We start from the raw sequence: 18,735 nt of genomic DNA on the forward strand, positions 1-18,735 counted from the left end.
CGGTGGGTGATCCTCCGGAGACCGCTCCGTCGCGTTACGACACGATGTCCTTGCGGGCGAAGCCGCGGAACGCCAGCGCGAACAGCACCACCGCGTACGCCACCGACACCGCCGTGCCCTGGATCATGCCGCTCCACTCCGGCTGCGGCTGGATCACGTCCGCCCAGGCGAACTGCCAGTGCGCGGGCAGGAAGTCCCGCCAGTCGCCGAGGGCGGTCACCGCGTCCAGCACGTTCCCCACGATGGTCAGGAACACCGCGCCGCCGACCGCGCCCAGCGGGTTGTCGGTCTTCGTCGACAGCCAGAACGCCAGCCCGGCCGTGACCAGTTGGGACACGAAGACGTAGGCGATGACGACGACGAGCCGCTGCGCCGCCGTGCCCGCGTCCAGCGACCCGCCGGTCGGGATCTCCAGCGGCCCCCACCCGTACGCGACCGTGCCCACCGCGAGCGCGACCACCGGCAGCAGCACCATCGCGGCGAGGCTGAGCCCGAGCGCGACGGTCAGCTTGGACCAGAGCAGCCGGGCCCGTGGCACGGGCGCCGCGAGCAGATAGCGCAGGCTCGACCAGTTCGCCTCTGAGGCGATGGTGTCGCCGCAGAACAGGGCGACGGGGATGACGAGCAGGAACCCGGCGGACACGAACAGGCACGTCGCCGCGAAGTTCGCGCCGGACGCCGTCGCCGTGTCCATCAGCGTCACCCGGCCGCTGCGTCCGCCCGGCTCGCCGCCGATGGCGAAGGCGACGACGAGCACGAAGGGCAGCAGGCCGAGCACGGCGCCCATGACGAGGGTGCGGCGCCGCTTCACCTGCCGGACCAGCTCGACGCGGAGCGGCAGGGTGCGGCCCGGCCGGTAGCCGTGGGCGAGCTCGGGCCCTCCGGTGCCGCTGGGGTGTCCCGTAGTGCCGGTGCTGGTGGTCGTCATGCCGGCTCCCCTCCGATCAGCGTCAGGAACGCGTCCTCCAGGCGTCGGTGCGGGCCGACGGCCGTCACCGGTACGTCGAGCCGGACCAGGTCGGCCACCAGGGCGGCGGCCGATCCGGTGGCGGTGAGCCGGACCAGCAGTCCGCCGTCGACGCGCACCGCCGACTCCACTCCGCCGAGCGCGCCGACCTTCTCGACCAGCGGGTCGGCGATGTCGGCGGCGAGACCGATGAGCAGGGTGCCGCCGGAGCCGACGATGTCCGCGACCGGGCCCGCCTGCACCAGCCGGCCGCGGTCCATCACGACGAGGTGCGTGCAGGACTGCTCGACCTCGGCGAGGAGGTGGCTGGAGACGATGACGGTGCGGCCGGCCCGCGCGTACCGGATCATCACCTCGCGCATCTCGCGGATCTGCGGCGGGTCGAGTCCGTTCGTCGGCTCGTCGAGGATCAGCAGGTCCGGCAGGCCGAGCATGGCCTGCGCGATGGCCAGGCGCTGCCGCATGCCCTGCGAGTACGTGCGCACGGCGCGGGCCAGGGCGTCGCCGAGGCCGGCGATCTCCAGGGCCTCGTCCAGGTGCGCGTCCTCGGGCGGCCGGCCCGTGGCCTTCCAGTACAGCTCCAGGTTCTCCCGGCCCGACAGGTGCGGCAGGAAGCCCGCGCCCTCGACGAACGCGCCGACCCGGGAGAGGACGGGCGCGCCCGGCCGGATCGCGTGCCCGAAGACGCGGATCTCGCCCTCGTCGGGCCGGATGAGGCCCATGAGCATGCGCAGGGTCGTCGTCTTGCCCGCGCCGTTCGGCCCGAGCAGGCCGAGGACCTGGCCCTTCTCGACACGGAAGGACAGGTCACGGACCGCGTACCGGTCGGCCGACTTCGCGTACCGCTTGCTCAGGTCCGTGATCTGCAGCGGGACCTCGGCGAGCGCCGGGTCGGGGGCGGGCGCGTTCGTCCGGCGGCGGGCGGTGAGCAGCAGGCCCGCCGCGACGGCGACCGCAGCGACCGGCAGCCACCACACCCAGGCGGGCAGCGGCGCGGCGGCGGTCTCCACGCTCGGCGCGGTGGGCAGGCTCAGCCCGCCGTTCACCGACACCTCGTACGTGGCGGGCTTCACCGGGGACGCGTACCCGAGGTCGGTCGAGGAGACGACGAGCCGCAGCCGGTGCCCCTTCTGCACCTGGTGGTCGATCGCCGGGAGCGTGATCCGCACGTCCTTGCCCGCGCCGCCCGCGCCCGTCACCTTCACCGGCGACACCAGCTGCGACGGCAGCACCTCGCGGGCCCCGCCGGGCCCGGCGTCGTACACCTTCGCGAACAGGACGGCGGTGCCGGTCGAGGACTTCACGTGCGCGGTGACGGTCGGCGAACCGGTGATGCGCACGGACCTGCCCAGCGGCGCCGAGTCGAACCGGGCGAACTGGCCGGGGAAGTCGAGCGCGACGCTCAGTCCCAGCGACGAGGAGAGGGAGGACACGCTGCCGAGCCCGGGCACCGCCGAGATGGACGGCGGGCCGCCGCCCGGCGGGTTCTGGAACTTCTCCGTCGCCGACTTCAGCGGCACCGGCACCCGCTTCTCGCCGCGCAGCCCCGGGTACGAGTCGCCGCTCGCGCCGCGCAGGGTGGCCGCGCCGTCCGTGGAGTCGACGCCGCCGGTGCGGGTGACCCGGAACGCGGGCCCGGTACCGGCGCCCTCGTCGTCCTTCAGGTACCGGTCGAACCAGGACGCCACCCGGCCGCCGACCCGGTCGATCTCCATGTCGCCGCCGTCGTGCCCGCCGGCCAGCCAGTCCACGTGGACGGGTGCGCCGTTGGCCTTGATCTGGCGGGCCATCGCGTCGGCCTGGCCCAGCGGGAACAGCGAGTCGCTCTGGCCCTGCGCGATCAGCGTGGGCACCTTGATCCGGTCGCCCACGGCGGACGGGCTGCGCTCCTCCAGGAGCTTGCGGGCCGCGGCGTCCGGCTCACCGGCGACCGCCACTCGCTGGTACATCGCGCACAGCTCCGGCTGGAAGCGTCCGCATTCGAGGCCTGCCTCGCTGGTGCGCGCGCCCAGGTCCGCGGACCCGGAGGTGAAGAAGATGCCCGTCCACAGCTTCTTGAAGACGCCGTCGGGGAACAGGGCGTCGGCGAGGTTCCAGTACGTGATCTGCGGCGCGATCGCGTCGACCCGCTCGTCGTGCGCGGCGGCGAGGAGGGAGACCGCGCCGCCGTACGAGGCGCCGGTGACGCCCACCCGCGGGTCGCCCGCCTTGTCGAGCCGTACCTCCGGGCGGTCCGCGAGCCAGTCGATGAGCCGGGAGACGTCGGCGACCTCGCCGTCCGCGTCGTTCAGGCCGATCTTCCCGGTGGAATCGCCGAAGCCGCGGGCGGACCAGGTCAGCACGGCGTACCCGTGCCGGGCGAGCTTCTCGGCCTCGCCGCGCACGTCGTTCTTGCTGCCGCCGAAGCCGTGCGTGAGCAGGACGGCGGGGCGCCTGTCGTGGCGGTCGCCCGTCGTGAAGTACGAGGTGTCGATGCGGACGCCGTCCGGCATCGGCATCATCCGGTCCTGCCGGTGCACGGGCGGTGCGCCGTCGGACGCCGCCGCGGCGGACCAGGTTCCCGCCCCCGCGAGCACCACGAGGGCCGCTGCCGCGGCGGTCCATCGCCTCGGCGCGCCCCGTACTCGCTCGCGCCATGCGCGCACTCGTAGATCCATGCGTCAACCGTAGGCGCCGCCGCCTCCGCCCACGGCACCCCCCGGGCGGAACCGGGCCCCCTCCACCAGTAGTACGGTTCCGCCCCGGTCTACCGCGGCTGGTGTACCCCGGGCGGCCGGGCCCTCGCCACGGACCACACCCCGGTGGGACGTCTCGCGCAGTTCCCCGCGCCCCTGAACAGCCGGCTGCGTCTGCCGGGCTGATCCGTCACCGCGGACTACAGGTGCGTCGTGGTTGCTCGCGCAGTTCCCCGCGCCCCTGGACACTGCCGAGCTGATCTGCCATCACCGTATGCAGGTGCATCGTGGCTGATCGCGCAGTTCCCCGCGCCCCTGGAGATGCGCCCTTCGGGCGGCATCTCCCCGGAGGAGGAGGCTGCGCGCAGCGCATGCCTTCAGGGGCGCGGGGAACTGCGCGAGCAACCACGACGCGACCCACGGTGAAAGAACACACCGCGACACGGCAGACGCTCAGGGGCGCGGGGAACTGCGCGACCAGCCACGACGAGGCCCGCACCCGGCGAACACCCCGTCGACACCACGGCGCGCAGCCGTGCCCAGGAACGGACATGAGTCCGGCAGGCGCGGGACGCTGGTGGGATGCGGATCGTACGAGCCACCACCACGCCCCAGCTCCTCACCGCCTCCGCCCTCTTCGACACCCCACCCCACCCGGACCACGCGGCAGCCTTCCTCGCGGCCCCCGGCCACCACCTCTTCCTCGCCCACGAGGACGACCTCACCCCGGACCCCGTCGGCTTCATCAGCGGCGTGGAGACGCTCCACCCGGACAAGGGCCGCGAGATGTTCCTGTACGAACTCGCCGTCGCCGAACCGTTCCGACGCCGCCGCATCGCCCACACCCTGATCCGCACGCTCGCGGACCTGGCCGCGGAACTCGGCTGCTACGACATGTGGGTCGGCGTGGACACGGACAACGGAGCGGCGCTCGCCGCGTACCGCGCCGCGGGCGGCACCGACGAAGGGCCCTGCCGGATCGTCACGTGGGACCTCGGGCAGAGCTGACGTCGTCGATCCTGCAAGCGCTCGCAGAAGCCGTCAAGAGGGCGGTGCGCACCCGCGCACACCGGAACCCCACCCCGTACGACTCCTCGCAGAAAGCGCTTGCCAGATCCATTGACGGCGCTGCGAGCGCGTGCAAAGGTCCCACCTCGACACCGCCGTCGAACCGCACGTGGAGGCCCCCATGGGCACGGAAGCCCCCTCCCGCCGCACCGCCCTGTCCGCCCTGCTGGCCGCCGGCCTCGGCACCGCGCTCACCGCCTGCGGCGGACCGTCCCGGTCCGTCGGCGCCGGGGGCACCGTGACCCTGCGCTACTTCTTCTGGGGCGACAGCGGCCGCGCCGAACTGATCAACAAGTGCATCGCCGTCTTCGAGCGGGCCAACCCCAAGATCCGGGTCAAGTCGAGCTTCGCGGCCTTCGACTCGTTCTGGCCGAAGCTGAGCACCGCCGCCGCGGGCGGCAACCCGCCCGACGTCATGCACATCGACTACGCCTGGATCCGCACGCTCGGCGAACACGGCGTGCTCGCCGACCTCGGCGACCACACCGGTCCCGGCAAGGAGATCGACGCCTCCACCCTCGTGTCGTCGCTGCGCACCGCGGGCATGGTGGAGGGCCGCCGGGTCGCGCTGCCGCTGTCGCACAACAGCGTCTCGCTGCAGTACGACGCGAAGGTGTGGGCCGCCGCCGGGGCCAGGCCGCCGAGCGCGGCGGACGCGCCGATGGGCTGGGACACGTTCATGGAGCAGGCCCTGAAGGTGACCCGGCACACCGGCCGCGAGCAGTACGGCATGGACAACCCGGGCCAGAACTACCTCGGCGTCGAACTGTGGATGCGCCAGCAGGGCAAGCAGATGTGGACCGAGAAGGGCGAACTCGGCTTCAGCCGCGACGACATGAGCCGCTACTTCGGCCAGGTCGACGGCTGGCGCAGGGAGGGCGCGCTCGCGGGCCCCGACGTGGTCCTGGAGTCACTGCCCGGCTTCCCCATCTCCACCCGCCGCGTCGCCTCCAACCTGGAGTGGGACAACCAGGCGGGCGGCCGCAGCGCGATGCGCGGCAGCAAGCTCTCGCTCGGCTTCGTCCCCACCGACACCGCCCGCTCGGGCATCTACGCCAAGCCCGGCATGCTGCTCAGCGCCGCCGCGAAGAGCCCGTACATCAGCGAGGCCGCCCGGTTCATCGACTTCATGATCAACGACCGGCGGGTCGCGAAGATCCTCGGCACGAACATCGGGATGCCGCCCACCACCAGCCAGGAGGGTGCCGCGGAGGTCACCGATCCGGCGGTGCGCCAGGTCCAGGCGTACGAGAAGGCGGTCGCGGCGACCCTCGCGCCGACGCCACCGCCCCCGGCCGACGGCGGCGCCTCGCTCAACGTCTACCTGCAACGCGTCGCCGAGAAGCTCTTCTACGAGCGCGTCTCCGTGGACCACGCCGTGGACCTCTTCTTCGACCAGGCGAAGGTCGTCCTCGCCTGACGGCGGGACCGGCACCGGCCCTTCTCCCCCCTCAACGTACGGAGCCCTCATGGCCTCTACGACGACGACCGACGCCGCGATCCCCCGCGCCCGCCGCGGCGACGCCCCCTCCGCCGAGCCCGCGAAGCGGCGCGGGCGCGCGGGCGACCGGTCCGCGTACGTCTTCCTCACCCCGTGGATGATCGGCGCGGCGCTGCTGACGATCGCGCCGATGCTGTTCTCGCTCTACATGTCGTTCACGGACTACAACCTGTTCGACGCGCCGCGCTGGATCGGCCTCGACAACTACAAGCGGCTGCTCTTCGACGACCCCGAGGTCCGCGACACCGTCGGCGTCACCCTGCTGTACGTCGTGGTGGCGACGCCGCTCAAGCTCGCCGCCGCGCTCGGGGTGGCGCTGCTCCTGAACACCCGGCGCAAGGGCCGCAACGTCTACCGGGCCGCGTTCTACATGCCGTCCCTGATCGGCGCGAGCGTCGGCGCGGCCATCGTGTGGCGGCTGCTGTTCTCCACCGGCAGCGTCGTGGACGGCTTCCTCGGCGCGTTCGGCGTGCACACCGGCGGCTGGATCTCCGATCCCGACTGGTCGTTGATGTCGCTCGTGGCGCTGTCCGTGTGGCAGTTCGGCGCCCCGATGGTGATCTTCCTGGCGGCGCTGCAGCAGATCCCGCGCGATCTGTACGAGGCGGCGGAGATCGACGGGGCGGGCTCCTGGCGCCGCTTCGTCTCGGTGACCGTCCCCATGCTGTCCCCGGTGATCTTCTTCAACCTGGTCCTGGAGATGGTGCACGCCTTCCAGATGTTCAACTCGGCGTTCGTGCTCTCCAACGGCACCGGCGGCCCCGCGGGCTCCACCCACGTCTACTCGATGTACCTCTACGAACTCGGCTTCAACGACTTCCGGATGGGCTACGCGGCCGCCCTGACCTGGGTGCTGCTGCTGGTCGTCGGCGTGATCACCGCGGTGCTGTTCAAGACGTCGGGCCGCTGGGTCCACTACGCGGGCGAGGAGAAGTGACCGTGACGACCACCCCTGTACAGATCCCCGCCCCTGCCGCGGCGCCCCGCGCCCGGTCCCGGTCCCGCTCCCTGGCCTGGCACGTGGGTGCCGTGGCCCTGCTCCTCGTCCTGCTCTACCCGGTGCTGTGGGTGTTCACCGCGTCGGTGAAGCCCGCCGACGAGATCATCTCCAGCTTCGACCTGCTGCCGTCGAGGGTCAGCTGGAGCGGCTTCAGTACGGCCCTGGACGGCATCGCCGAGGTCCCCGCCTGGCGGTTCTTCACCAACTCGCTGATCCTGTCGCTCGGTTCGGTGGTGGGCAACGTCCTGTCGTGCTCGATCGCCGCGTACGCCTTCGCCCGGCTGCGGTTCCGCGGCCGCGGCCCGATGTTCGCGATCATGATCGGCACGATCCTGCTGCCGACCCACCTGCTGCTCATCCCGCAGTACACGATGTTCCAGAAGGCCGGCCTGGTCGACACGTACGTGCCGCTGCTCCTGGGCAAGTTCCTCGCCACGGACGCGTTCTTCGTGTTCCTGATGGTGCAGTTCGTCCGCAACCTGCCGCGCAGCCTCGACGAGGCGGCGCTGATCGACGGCTGCGGCCACTTCCGCATCTTCGGCCACATCATCCTGCCGCTGCTGCGCCCGGCGCTGATCACCACGGCGATCTTCACCTTCATCTGGTCGTGGAACGACTTCTTCGCTCCGCTGATCTACCTCCAGTCACCGGAGAAGTACCCGCTGCCGCTGGCCCTGCGGCTGTTCGTCGACTCGACGAGCAGCCAGGACTACGGGGCGATGCTCGGCATGTCGGTGCTGTCGCTGCTGCCGGTGATCGCGTTCTTCGTGGCCTTCCAGCGGCTGCTCATCGAGGGCGCGGCGACGTCAGGACTGAAGGGATGACGCGGCCCGTGACCGGTCGGCGTGACACCCCGTACGGCGAGCGCTTCACGCTCTTCGCCGAAGTGCTGTGGATCGGCGTGCTCGTGGCGGCGGGGTCGCTGCTCGTGGTCACCTGGCCGGCCGCGACGGCGGCGGGGTGCGCCGCGGTGCGGCGCTGTCTGCCGGACGGGCCCTCGCCCGGTACGGCACGGCGGTTCGCGGCGGACTGGCGGGCCGCGCTGCCCGGCGGGGCGAAGGTCGGCGCCGCCGGTCTGCTCGCCCTCGGCTTCCTCGCCGCCGATCTGCGGCTGGCCGCCGTCGCGGGCGACCTGCCGTTCTTCTGGCTCCTCGCGCTGGTGATCGCGGGGGCGGCCGGGGCGGTGGTCGTGTACCAGGTCCGGATGGCGGCGGCCTGGTCCGCGACGTCCCGCTGGGCCCGGCCGGCCCGGGATCCGTCGGGCACGGCGATGCTGGCGGGAGCGGTGCTGGTGTCGGCGGTCTGCGTGTGGCAACTCCTGCTGCTCGCTCCGCTGGTGGCGGGAGTGTTGTCCTTGGCCGCCGTAGCCGTGGACCGGCGCCGCACGGGGCTCCGCCCCGGCCCCCGCTCCTCAATCGCCGGAGGGGCTTGAGATGCCCACCCCCGGATTGGCGGCCGAAGGCCGGCACTTCAAGAGCGCGAAGAACTACGCGACCAGCCACGACAGACCCACAACCGCTGACGCACTCGACATGCCCGCCCCCGGATTGCCGGCCGAAGGCCAGCACTTCAGGGACGCGAGGAACTACGCGACCAGCCACGACGAACCCACAACCACTGACGCACTCGATATACCCACCCCCGGATTGCCGGCCGAAGGCCAGCACTTCAGGGACGCGAGGAACTACGCGACCAGCCACGACGAACCCACAACCACTGACGCGCTTGACATGCCCGCCCCCGGATTGCCGGCCGAAGGCCGGCATTTCAGGGGCGCGGGGAACTGCGCGAGCAGCCACGACGGACCCGCAGCCGCTGACGGGTCAGCACCAGTCACGGCGCGGACGCGCCACCCAGGAGGGGGACCACATGAACGAGGACGAGCCGAGACGCGGCAGCGTGGGCGCGAGTGCCGAAGACGTGGCGGCCGGCGCAGGCGTCTCCCCGTCGACCGTGAGCCGCTGCTTCGCCTCCCCGGACCAGGTCCGCCCCGAGACCCGCCGAAAGGTCCTCGCGGCAGCGGAACGCCTCGGCTACCGCCCCAACCGGATCGCCCGCTCCCTGGCCCTCGGCCGCACCGGCACCCTCGGCCTGATCGTCCCCGACATCGCCAACCCGTTCTTCGCCGTGATCGTCAAGGCGGTCCAGGCCCGCGCCCGCCGCAAGGACTACGCGGTGTTCCTCGCGGACACCGACGAACACCCCGACGACGAGTACGAGTTGGCGCTGACGCTGGCCCGCCAGGTCGACGGGCTGCTGCTCGTCGCCCCGAGGATGACCGGCGACCGGCTCGGCGAGATCGTCCGGCAGGTGCCGAGCGTCGCCGTGAACCGGAGCGTGTCCGGGGTGCCGTCCGTCGTCGCCCCCAGCGAGGACGGCCTGCGCCAGGCGGTGGCCCATCTGCACGCGCTCGGCCACCGCCACCTGGCCCTCGTCCTGGGGGCCCGCAACTCCTGGTCGAGCGAGCAGCGCGGCCACGCCGTACGGTTCGCGGCCGAGCAACTCCACCTGAAAGTGACCGAGTTCGGGCCGCACGAGCCCAAGTTCCACACCGGTGCGCAGGTCGCCGACCTGGCCCTCGCGGCGGGCGCGACCGCGATCGTCGCGCACAACGACCTGATGGCGCTCGGCGTGCTGTCCCGGCTCGCCGACCGGGGCGTGCGCGTCCCGGACGACGTGAGCGTGGTCGGCGCCGACGACACCCTGCTCGCCACCACCGCGACGCCCGCGCTCACCACGGTCCGCATCCCGCTCGACGCGCTCGGCGAACGGGCCGTCGACCTGATGCTGCACCACCTGGACGACCCCGGCCACCCACCCCAGGAGGTCGCCCTGGACAGCGAGTTGATAGTCCGCCGCTCGACCGGACCCGCCCCTCGAAAGGACGCCTGACCATGAAGCGCGCCGCGATCATCGGCACCGGCCACCGTGCCCGGATGTACACGAGGGCCATGGCCGCCCGGGCCCACTACGACGTGGCCCTGCTCGCCGACCCGAGCCCGGCCCGGGTCGCCCACCACAACCGGCTGCTCACCTCGCTCGGCGCACCGGAGGCGGCGGCCTGCGACCCGGCCGCCTTCGCCGGGGCGCTGCGCGACCACCGCATCGACGAGGTCGTGGTCACCACGGTCGACGCGACGCACCACACGTACATCACGACGGCCCTCGAAGCGGGCTGCCGGGTGGTGACGGAGAAGCCCCTCACCACGGACGCGGCCCGGTGCCGCACCATCCTCGACGCCGTGGACCGCACCGGCGGCGAGCTCTCCGTCGGCTTCAACTACCGCTACAACCCGGCCCACGAGAAGGTCTGGCAGCTGCTGCACGACGGCGCGATCGGCGAGATCCGCTCGGTGCACTTCGAGTGGCTGCTCGACGTGCGGCACGGCGCGGACTACTTCCGCCGCTGGCACCGCGAGAAGCGGCACAGCGGCGGGCTCCTCGTGCACAAGTCGGGCCACCACTTCGACCTGGTCAACTGGTGGCTGGGCGCGGCCCCTTCACGGGTGTACGCGGAGGGCGGTCTGGTCTTCTACGGCCGTGCCAACGGCGAACGCACCGGGCTGCGCCGCGACTACGTCCGCGCCCACGGCTCGGCCGAGGCGGCCGACGACCCGTACGCGATCCACCTCGCCGACGACCCCGACCTCGACGCGCTCTACCTCCGGGCGGAGGCCGAGGGCGACCCGTACGTCCGCGACCGGAACGTCTTCGGTGACGCCATCGACATCGAGGACGACCTGTCGGTCCTGGTCCGTTACGACTCCGGGGCCACGATGACGTACCACCTCACGGCGTACTCGCCCTGGGAGGGCTACCGGGTGATGTTCAACGGCACCGGTGGGCGGCTGGAGCTGGAGGTCGAGGAGAACACCTGGCAGCAGCCGCGCCCGCCGCGCGGTGCGGCGGGTGCGCACGGCGGGGTGGTGATGGCCAACCCGGGCCGCACCTCGATCCTGCTGCGGCCGCTGTGGGAGGCGCCGCGCGAGGTGCCGTACGAGACGTCGGCGGGGTCGCACGGCGGGGGTGACCTGCGGATGCTGAAGGAACTCTTCGGGCCGCTCGGGGACGGTTCCGACGAGGGGGCCGTGCCGGCGGCGGGGAAGGGGGCGACGGCCCGTGACGGTGCGCTGGCGCTGGCCGTCGGGGTGGCGGGCAACGCCTCCCTGATCTCCGGCGGCCCCGTGGAGACGGCTGACCTCTGGTGACCGGGTGAGTTCCCCGCGCCCCTGAAAACCGACTGCGTCTGCGGGTACGTCGTGGTTGCTCGCGCAGTTCCCCGCGCCCCTGGAAGGCATGCGCTGGCGCGCCGCCTTCCCCGGCCGGGGAGATGCCACCCGAAGGGTGCGCATCTCAGGGGCGCGGGGAACTGCGCGAGAACCCCCACCGGCCCGGCAGCCCGCGACGAAACACCAACCCGGCAGACGCAGTCGGTTTTTCAGGGGCGCGGGGAACTGCGCGACCAGCCCCCACGCACCCGCAGACGCCGACGAAGCAGCGTGAGCGCTACGGCTGGGTGTCCTCGGGCAGGGTGACCAGCCAGCGAGTCTCCCGGCGCGGCCGCAGGTACAGCGCCCAGTACAGGGTCGCCACCGCGGCGATCCCCCCGGTCCACAGCAGGTAGGACGCCTCCTGCTGGCTGAGGATGTACGCCATGACGGCGATCAGCAGCAGCGGGATCCCCGGCCACAGCGGCATGCGCCACGCCGACTGCCCCCGGTGCGCCCCGCGGCGAGCGAACAGCGCGGCGACCGCGACCAGGAGGTACATGCCGGTGACGGAGACGCCGGTGACGCCGTAGAGGGTGTCCAGGTTGACGAAGCAGAGGGCGGCGCCGGGGACGCCCACGACGAGCGTGGCGACCCACGGGGAGCCGAACCGGCCGAGCTTGGCCAGGCCCCGGTTGACCGGCTCGGGCCACGCCTTGTCCCGGGCCGACGCGAAGAGCACGCGCGAGTTCTGGATCACCATGACGATGCCCGCGTTGATGATGGCGAGCGCGACGCAGAGCGAGACGAAGGTGCCGACGGCCGAGTTCGACCAGGCCTCGACCATGCCGCCGATGTCACCGGAGGTGAGGGCCGCGAGGTCGGGCGCGCCCATGGTGATCGCGACGACCGGGACGAGGATGATCACCGTGGAGATGGCGAGCGTGGCGAGGACCGTGCGGGACACGGACGTGCGGGGGTTCTCCAGCTCCTCGGAGAGGTAGACGGCGGTGGAGAAGCCCTGGGTGATGAAGAGGGCGATGGCCAGGCCGGAGACGACGAGCATGGCGGTGACGGTGTCCGTGTGGCCGTTGCCGCCCGCGACCTCCATCGACACCAGAGAGCCCGCGCCGCGCTCGCTGTGCGCGAAGCCGAGCACGGCGACGACGGCCGCCGCGATGACCTCCAGGACGAGGAAGACTCCGGTGATCCAGGCGTTGGCCCGCAGGTCGAGCAGTCCGGCGAGGGTGGCGAGGAGCATCACGCCGGCGCCCGCGATCGCCGGGTCGAGGTGCACGATCGGGGCGAGGTAGTCCGCGGTGCCCATGGCGATCACCGGCGGCACGATCATCACGACCAGCAGGGACAGCACGAAGACGAGCCAGCCGGCGAGGCGGCCCGCGAGCGTCGACACCATGGCGTACTCGCCGCCGGCGCTGGGGATGAGCGTGCCCAGCTCCGAGTAGCAGAACGCCACGCCGATGCAGAGCAGGGAGCCGATCGCGATGGTCAGGGCGGTGGCGGTGCCGAGCGAGCCGAACAGGTCGGGGACGACGACGAAGAGCGTGGAGGCGGGCGTCACGCACGACAGCGTGAGCAGGGTGCCGCCGACGACGCCGATGGAACGCTTGAGCTTCTGGGGAGAGCCTTGGGGTGCCGAGTTCGGCAAGGGCTCCACCGATGGGGATACGGCGGGGCGAAGCGTGTCGGTCATGGAGCGGTTCCGATCGACTCGTGCGGCAGGTGGTTCGGGCGGGAGCGCTATCGCCTCCGAAGGCTGTACTGGTGGTTCCTTGTCCGCTCCCGGCGCGTCATGGAACCCCGCGCGTATCCGGAACGTCAACGGCCGTTTCCCTGCGGATTCCGCACCCTTCACGGCGTCCAACCGCCCGCGCTTCTTTAGCTGTTCGCAAAGTCGGCCGAGTTCCATGCAGTGATTGCGATGGATGACCTTGTTATCCAAGGCGCACCGGTCGGATAGCTTGCGGAGCCCGTTTCATCCCCTACGTACGGGAACCGCAGCCCGGGCTCCGAAGTTCGCCGGAATTTGTCCGCAGTCCGGACACCACCGGGTCCCATATGTCCCTCGGATTGGCCCACGCCCCCGGCGCCGCTAGAGTCCGCCCCCGCACACACAGGGGAACGCACAGGGAACGCACAGCAGGGGGCGGGACAGATGAAGCACATACGGTTCGTGGCCTGGACGGGGATCACCGTGGCCGCGCTGGCCGCGACGACCGCGTGCGGCGCCGACGGCGTCAAGCGGGCCGCGGAGGTCGCCGACCACGCGGACACCATCATGGCCGCGTTCGGCCGCGCCACCGACAGGACGGACGAGCTCGGCTCGGCCGAGGTGAAGATGACGACGACGCTGCCCGGCGGCAAGGCCGTCGCGATGGACGGCACGTACAGCTGGAGCGACGGCTTCGCCTTCGACGTCGAGATGGACAGCGCGCAGGCCCAGATGCAGGCGCTGACGGCCTCGAAGACGATCCGCGCGCTCTACGTCGACGGCGCCTACTACTACGACGTCGACCCGCAGCCCTCCGGCCCGCTCCGGGGCAAGGAGTGGATGAAGGTCGACACCTCCGCCGTGTTCGGCGAGCAGGGCGCGGCCGCGATGCAGAACGGCGCCGACCAGAGCCCCACGCAGGCGCTGAAGCAGCTCAGGTACGCGAGCAACGTGAAGGAACTGGGCGAGACGACGGTCGACGGGCGGTCCGCCACGCACTACCGCGCGACCCTCGACAAGAAGGCGATGGGCAGAATCGGCGACGCCTACAACGGCGACGGCCTGGCGAACCGGATGACCGGCGGCGTGGACGAGCTCGTCATCGACGTCTGGCTGGACGGCAAGGACCTGCCGGTCCGGATGACGCAGGACATGGGCGCCATGAAGGTGTCGATGGACTTCGAGAAGTTCGGCGGGGCGAAGCGGATCACCGCGCCGCCGGCCGCGCAGACCGGCGACGTCACCGACCAGCTCAAGAACGCCCAGCAGCAACAGGGCTGAGCACGCGCGCGCGGGGCCCCGGCCGTACCCACGGCCGGGGCCCCGCTCACGTACCGGTGCCTCAGTGGTTGCGCGGGAAGCCCAGGTCCACGCCCGAGGGGGCCTCGGACGGGTCGGGCCAGCGCGTGGTGACGACCTTGCCGCGGGTGTAGAAGTGCGTGCCGTCGTTGCCGTAGATGTGGTGGTCGCCGAAGAGGCTGTCCTTCCAGCCGCCGAAGGAGTGGTAGCCCACCGGCACCGGGATCGGCACGTTCACGCCGACCATGCCGGCCTCGACCTCCAGCTGGAAGCGGCGGGCGGCGCCGCCGTCCCGGGTGAAGATCGCCGTGCCGTTGCCGAACGGCGAGGCGTTGATCAGCGCCAGGCCCTCCTCGTACGTGTCGACGCGCAGCACGCACAGCACCGGGCCAAAGATCTCGTCCTGGTACGCCTTGGCGGACGTCGGGACGTTGTCGAGGAGCGAGAGGCCGATCCAGTGGCCGTTCTCGTGGCCCTCGACCGTGTAGCCGGTGCCGTCGAGGACGACGTCGCAGCCCTCGGCCGCGGCGCCCTCGACGTACGAGGCGACCTTGTCGCGGTGGACGGCCGTGATGAGCGGGCCCATCTCGGACGCCGGGTCGTTGCCGGGACCGATCTTGATCTTCTCGGCGCGGTCCTTGATCTTCCCGACGAGTTCGTCGGCGACCGAGCCGACGGCGACGACGGCGGAGATGGCCATGCAGCGCTCGCCGGCCGAGCCGTACGCGGCGGAGACGGCGGCGTCCGCGGCCGCGTCCAGGTCGGCGTCCGGCAGCACCAGCATGTGGTTCTTGGCGCCGCCGAGCGCCTGGACGCGCTTGCCGTTGGCGGAGGCGGTGGTGTGGATGTAGCGGGCGATCGGGGTCGAGCCGACGAAGGAGACGGCGGAGACGTCCGGGTGCTCCAGGAGGCGGTCGACGGCGACCTTGTCGCCGTGCACGACGTTGAAGACGCCGTCGGGCAGGCCCGCCTCGGACAGCAGCTCCGCGATCTTCAGCGACGCCGAGGGGTCCTTCTCCGACGGCTTCAGGACGAAGGTGTTGCCGCACGCGATGGCGATCGGGAACATCCACATCGGCACCATGGCCGGGAAGTTGAACGGCGTGATGCCGGCCACGACACCCAGCGGCTGCCGGATCGAGGACACGTCCACGCGGCTGGCGACCTGCGTCGACAGCTCGCCCTTGAGCTGGACGTTGATGCCGCAGGCCAGGTCGACGATCTCCAGGCCGCGGGCCACCTCGCCGAGCGCGTCCGAGTGCACCTTGCCGTGCTCGGCGGTGATCAGCTCGGCGATCGCGTCCCGGTTGGCGTCGAGCAGCGCGCGGAACCGGAAGAGGATCTCGGTGCGCTTGGCGAGGGACGACTGGCCCCACGTCGCGTACGCCTCCTTGGCGGCGGCGACGGCCGCGTCCACCTCCTCGACCGAGGCGAAGTCGACCTGGGTGGTCACGGCGCCGGTCGCCGGGTCGGTCACCGGGCCGTGGTTGCCCGATGCGCCCTCGACGGTCTTGCCGCCGATCCAGTGGTGGACCAACTTCGTGTCAGACATGTGGGGCAACTCCTGTTACGTCTCAGAGGTGGCGGCGTCGGGCGGTGACGTGCCGGTCGTACTCCTCGCGGGCCTTGACGGCGGACGGTCGGTCGGCCGTCTCGGCCACGGGCACATCCCACCACGCCTGCGCCGGGGGCGGGCCCGACACTGTGTCTGCCGTTTCGGTCTCGACGTAGACACATGTGGGGCGCGTGGCGGCGCGCGCCGCGGCCAGCGCCTCGCGCAGCTCCCTGACCGTCTTCGCCCGGTGCACGTCCATGCCGAGGCTGGCCGCGTTGGCGGCGAGGTCGACGGGGAGCGGGGCGCCCGTGTACCCCTCGCCCTCGCGGTACCGGTAGCCCGTCGCGAACCCCTCCGCGCCCACGGACGCGGAGAGCCCGCCGATCGAGGCGTACCCGTGGTTCTGCAGGACGACGACCTTGACCGGGATGTTCTCCTGCACGGCGGTGACGATCTCGGTCGGCATCATCAGGTACGTGCCGTCGCCGACCAGCGCCCACACCGGCCGGCCCGGCGCGGCGAGGGCGACCCCGATCGAGGCGGGGATCTCGTAGCCCATGCAGGAGTAGCCGTACTCGACGTGGTACTGGTCGTGGGAGCGGGTCCGCCACAGCTTGTGCAGGTCGCCGGGGAGCGAGCCGGCCGCGTTGATCAGGATGTCGTCGCCGGTCACCAGCGCGTCGAGGGCGCCGAGGACCTGGGCCTGGGTGGGGCGGACGAGGTCGTCGTCGGCGGCGTAGCAGGCGTCGACGCGGTGCTCCCAGCGTTCCTTGTCGTCGGTGTACTCGGTGATGTGGGCGGGCTCGGCCCGGTACCCGGCGACGGCCTCGCGCAGCGCGGTCAGGCCCGTGCGGGCGTCGGCGACCAGGGGCAGCGCGGCCAGCTTGTGCGCGTCGAACGCGGCGACGTTCAGGTTCAGGAAGCGGACCCCGGGGTCCTCGAAGAGCGTGCCGGAGGCCGTCGTGAAGTCGGAGTAGCGGGTACCGACGCCGATCACCAGGTCCGCGGTGCGGGCCAGTTCGTCGGCGGTGGCGGTGCCGGTGTGGCCGATGCCGCCGACGTCGGCCGGGTGGTCGTGGCGCAGGGAGCCCTTGCCGGCCTGGGTGGACGCGACGGGGATCTTGGTGGCGTCCGCGAACGCCGCGAGGGCGTCCTGCGCGCCGCTGTGGTGCACGCCGCCGCCGGCGATCAGCAGGGGCCGCCGCGCCGACCTCAACGCCTGTGCGGCGGCGGCGAGTTCGGCCGGGTCGGGGGCGGGGCGGCGGATCGCCCAGACGCGCTCGGCGAAGAACTCCTCCGGCCAGTCGTACGCCTCCGCCTGCACGTCCTGCGGCAGCGCGAGGGTGACGGCGCCGGTGTCGACCGGGTCGGTGAGCACCCGCATCGCGGCGAGCGCGGCCGGGACCAGCTGCTCGGGCCGGGTGATCCGGTCGAAGTACTTCGACACGGGCCGCAGGCAGTCGTTGACCGACACGTCGCCCGCGTAGGGGACTTCGAGCTGCTGGAGGACGGGGTCGGCGGGCCGCGCCGCGAACACGTCGCCGGGCAGCAGCAGGACGGGCAGGTGGTTGATGGTGGCGAGGGCGGCGCCGGTGACGAGGTTGGTGGCGCCGGGGCCGATGGAGGTGGTCACCGCGTGGGTGGCGAGACGGCCGCTCTGGCGCGCGTACCCGACGGCCGCGTGCACCATCGCCTGCTCGTTGCGCCCCTGGTGGAACGGCATCTCGTCGGCGTACTGGACGAGGGCCTGGCCGAGCCCCGCGACGTTGCCGTGGCCGAAGATGCCCCAGGTCGCGCCGATCAGCCGCCGCCGGTCGCCGTCGCGCTCGGTGTACTGGCGGGCGAGGAAGCGGACGAGGGCCTGGGCGGTGGTGAGCCGAACGGTTCCGGTCATCGGTATCCCTCCGTCACGTGGTCGGGGTGGAAGCAGATCCGCCACTCCCTCTCCTCTCCCGGCCCCGCCATCACGTTCAGGTAGTACATGGCGTGTCCCGGCTGGGCGATCGACGGGCCGTGCCAGCCGTCCGGGACGAGGACCGCGTCACCGCCGCGGACCTCGGCGAGCAGATCCGTACCACCCGGCCGGGAGGGCGACACCCGCTGGTAGCCGTAGCCACCCTCCCCGTCGATCTCGAAGTAGTAGATCTCCTCGAGCAGCGACTCGGCGCCCGGCCGGTGCTCGTCGTGCTTGTGCGGCGGGTACGAGGACCAGTTCCCGCCGGGGGTGATCACCTCCACGGCGATCAGCTGGTCGCAGTCGAAGGTGCCGGCGGCGGCGAAGTTGCGCACCTGGCGGGCGCTGGTGCCGCTGCCGCGGGCCTCGACGGGTACCTCCGGCGCGGGGCCGTAGCGGACGGGGAGTCGTCGCCCGCACTTCGCTCCTGCCAGGGCGAAGCGGCCTCCCGCACCGGAGGCGATCTCTGCGCGAGTGTCGCGCGGGACGTAAGCGAAGTCGCTCACGCCGCTGAACACGCTGTCCCTGCCCAGGAGTTCGATGATCCGCCCTTCCACACCGACGGAGCAACCACCTGACAGGGGCAGCACGATCCATTCACTCTCGCCGGTGTCGAAGACGTGCCGCTGTCCGGCTTCCAGTTCGAGCACGCGCAGGCCCGCGCGGGACCAGCCGGCCTTGTCCGGATCGACGAGCAGGGCGTACGGACCGTCGGCCGCGGCCCCCTTCGGGAGGTACGTCATGACTCCACTGTCCTCCTCTGTCCTTCGTACAGC

The 18,735-nt window shown here is 72.0% G+C and carries 14 protein-coding genes; 8 read left to right on the forward strand and 6 right to left on the reverse strand.

All coding sequences use genetic code 11. The features are described 5' to 3' along the window. Nucleotides 1-34 precede the first annotated feature (34 nt). Both RBJ77_RS52010 and RBJ77_RS52015 read right to left on the reverse strand, forming a co-directional pair. Nucleotides 35-928: an ABC transporter permease gene (locus RBJ77_RS52010; RefSeq protein ID WP_372351360.1), complete on the reverse strand. Its 894-nt coding sequence runs from the start codon at nucleotides 926-928 to the stop codon at nucleotides 35-37. Beyond that, a complete protein-coding gene (locus RBJ77_RS52015) occupies nucleotides 925-3,624 on the reverse strand; it encodes an alpha/beta fold hydrolase (RefSeq protein ID WP_372351361.1) in 2,700 nt (899 codons plus the stop codon). The genes RBJ77_RS52010 and RBJ77_RS52015 overlap by 4 nt, the downstream gene beginning before the upstream one ends. Before the next feature lie 600 nt (nucleotides 3,625-4,224). On the opposite strand from RBJ77_RS52015, the gene RBJ77_RS52020 reads away from it, so the two are divergent. The 7 genes from RBJ77_RS52020 to RBJ77_RS52050 all read left to right on the forward strand — a co-directional run bounded on the left by RBJ77_RS52020 (nucleotide 4,225) and on the right by RBJ77_RS52050 (nucleotide 11,419). Then, nucleotides 4,225-4,650 carry a GNAT family N-acetyltransferase gene (locus RBJ77_RS52020; protein WP_372351362.1) on the forward strand — a complete coding sequence of 142 codons (426 nt, stop codon included), beginning with the start codon at nucleotides 4,225-4,227 and terminating at the stop codon, nucleotides 4,648-4,650. Between the two features lie 181 nt (nucleotides 4,651-4,831). Next, nucleotides 4,832-6,130 (forward strand): ABC transporter substrate-binding protein, encoded by a 1,299-nt coding sequence (locus RBJ77_RS52025; protein WP_372351363.1) that lies wholly within the window; start codon nucleotides 4,832-4,834, stop codon nucleotides 6,128-6,130. 49 nt (nucleotides 6,131-6,179) lie between these two features. Beyond that, on the forward strand, nucleotides 6,180-7,148 hold the full coding sequence (locus RBJ77_RS52030) for a carbohydrate ABC transporter permease (RefSeq protein WP_372351364.1): 969 nt from the start codon (nucleotides 6,180-6,182) through the stop codon (nucleotides 7,146-7,148). A gap of 2 nt (nucleotides 7,149-7,150) precedes the next feature. Further along, on the forward strand, nucleotides 7,151-8,035 hold the full coding sequence (locus RBJ77_RS52035) for a carbohydrate ABC transporter permease (protein WP_372351365.1): 885 nt from the start codon (nucleotides 7,151-7,153) through the stop codon (nucleotides 8,033-8,035). Then, nucleotides 8,032-8,643: a hypothetical protein gene (locus RBJ77_RS52040; protein WP_372351366.1), complete on the forward strand. Its 612-nt coding sequence runs from the start codon at nucleotides 8,032-8,034 to the stop codon at nucleotides 8,641-8,643. The genes RBJ77_RS52035 and RBJ77_RS52040 overlap by 4 nt, the downstream gene beginning before the upstream one ends. Before the next feature lie 437 nt (nucleotides 8,644-9,080). After that, nucleotides 9,081-10,103, forward strand: coding sequence for a LacI family DNA-binding transcriptional regulator (locus RBJ77_RS52045; RefSeq protein ID WP_372351367.1), 1,023 nt, complete (start codon nucleotides 9,081-9,083; stop codon nucleotides 10,101-10,103). A 2-nt stretch (nucleotides 10,104-10,105) separates the two neighbouring features. Next, the gene (locus tag RBJ77_RS52050; RefSeq protein ID WP_372351368.1) at nucleotides 10,106-11,419 is read left to right on the forward strand and encodes a Gfo/Idh/MocA family oxidoreductase; all 1,314 of its coding nucleotides are present in this window, start codon (nucleotides 10,106-10,108) and stop codon (nucleotides 11,417-11,419) included. 298 nt (nucleotides 11,420-11,717) lie between these two features. On the opposite strand, the gene RBJ77_RS52055 is transcribed toward RBJ77_RS52050, so the two are convergent. Beyond that, entirely contained in the window at nucleotides 11,718-13,133 is a 1,416-nt protein-coding gene (locus tag RBJ77_RS52055; RefSeq protein ID WP_372351369.1) for an APC family permease, read from the reverse strand. Nucleotides 13,134-13,595: 462 nt separating this feature from the next. Here RBJ77_RS52055 and RBJ77_RS52060 point away from each other — a divergent pair, with 462 nt between their 5' ends. Then, nucleotides 13,596-14,432: a hypothetical protein gene (locus RBJ77_RS52060; RefSeq protein WP_372351370.1), complete on the forward strand. Its 837-nt coding sequence runs from the start codon at nucleotides 13,596-13,598 to the stop codon at nucleotides 14,430-14,432. A 61-nt stretch (nucleotides 14,433-14,493) separates the two neighbouring features. Here RBJ77_RS52060 and mmsA read toward each other — a convergent pair whose 3' ends face one another. The 3 genes from mmsA to iolB are packed head-to-tail and all read right to left on the reverse strand — an operon-like array spanning nucleotide 14,494 to nucleotide 18,702. Then, entirely contained in the window at nucleotides 14,494-16,002 is a 1,509-nt protein-coding gene (gene mmsA / locus RBJ77_RS52065; RefSeq protein WP_372351371.1) for a CoA-acylating methylmalonate-semialdehyde dehydrogenase, read from the reverse strand. Between the two features lie 22 nt (nucleotides 16,003-16,024). After that, nucleotides 16,025-17,899 carry a 3D-(3,5/4)-trihydroxycyclohexane-1,2-dione acylhydrolase (decyclizing) gene (gene iolD / locus RBJ77_RS52070; protein WP_372351372.1) on the reverse strand — a complete coding sequence of 625 codons (1,875 nt, stop codon included), beginning with the start codon at nucleotides 17,897-17,899 and terminating at the stop codon, nucleotides 16,025-16,027. Further along, on the reverse strand, nucleotides 17,896-18,702 hold the full coding sequence (iolB, locus tag RBJ77_RS52075) for a 5-deoxy-glucuronate isomerase (RefSeq protein ID WP_372351373.1): 807 nt from the start codon (nucleotides 18,700-18,702) through the stop codon (nucleotides 17,896-17,898). The genes iolD and iolB overlap by 4 nt, the downstream gene beginning before the upstream one ends. Nucleotides 18,703-18,735 lie beyond the last annotated feature (33 nt).

Source organism: Streptomyces sp. KL116D (assembly GCF_030766975.1).
GTDB lineage: Bacteria > Actinomycetota > Actinomycetes > Streptomycetales > Streptomycetaceae > Streptomyces > Streptomyces longispororuber_A.

Coding starts and splice junctions, on each gene's coding strand:
- RBJ77_RS52010 (WP_372351360.1), bottom strand. CDS start 928: ATGACGACCACCAGCACCGGCACTACGGGACACCCCAGCGGCACCGGA.
- RBJ77_RS52015 (WP_372351361.1), bottom strand. CDS start 3,624: ATGGATCTACGAGTGCGCGCATGGCGCGAGCGAGTACGGGGCGCGCCG.
- RBJ77_RS52020 (WP_372351362.1), top strand. CDS start 4,225: ATGCGGATCGTACGAGCCACCACCACGCCCCAGCTCCTCACCGCCTCC.
- RBJ77_RS52025 (WP_372351363.1), top strand. CDS start 4,832: ATGGGCACGGAAGCCCCCTCCCGCCGCACCGCCCTGTCCGCCCTGCTG.
- RBJ77_RS52030 (WP_372351364.1), top strand. CDS start 6,180: ATGGCCTCTACGACGACGACCGACGCCGCGATCCCCCGCGCCCGCCGC.
- RBJ77_RS52040 (WP_372351366.1), top strand. CDS start 8,032: ATGACGCGGCCCGTGACCGGTCGGCGTGACACCCCGTACGGCGAGCGC.
- RBJ77_RS52045 (WP_372351367.1), top strand. CDS start 9,081: ATGAACGAGGACGAGCCGAGACGCGGCAGCGTGGGCGCGAGTGCCGAA.
- RBJ77_RS52050 (WP_372351368.1), top strand. CDS start 10,106: ATGAAGCGCGCCGCGATCATCGGCACCGGCCACCGTGCCCGGATGTAC.
- RBJ77_RS52055 (WP_372351369.1), bottom strand. CDS start 13,133: ATGACCGACACGCTTCGCCCCGCCGTATCCCCATCGGTGGAGCCCTTG.
- RBJ77_RS52060 (WP_372351370.1), top strand. CDS start 13,596: ATGAAGCACATACGGTTCGTGGCCTGGACGGGGATCACCGTGGCCGCG.
- mmsA (WP_372351371.1), bottom strand. CDS start 16,002: ATGTCTGACACGAAGTTGGTCCACCACTGGATCGGCGGCAAGACCGTC.
- iolD (WP_372351372.1), bottom strand. CDS start 17,899: ATGACCGGAACCGTTCGGCTCACCACCGCCCAGGCCCTCGTCCGCTTC.
- iolB (WP_372351373.1), bottom strand. CDS start 18,702: ATGACGTACCTCCCGAAGGGGGCCGCGGCCGACGGTCCGTACGCCCTG.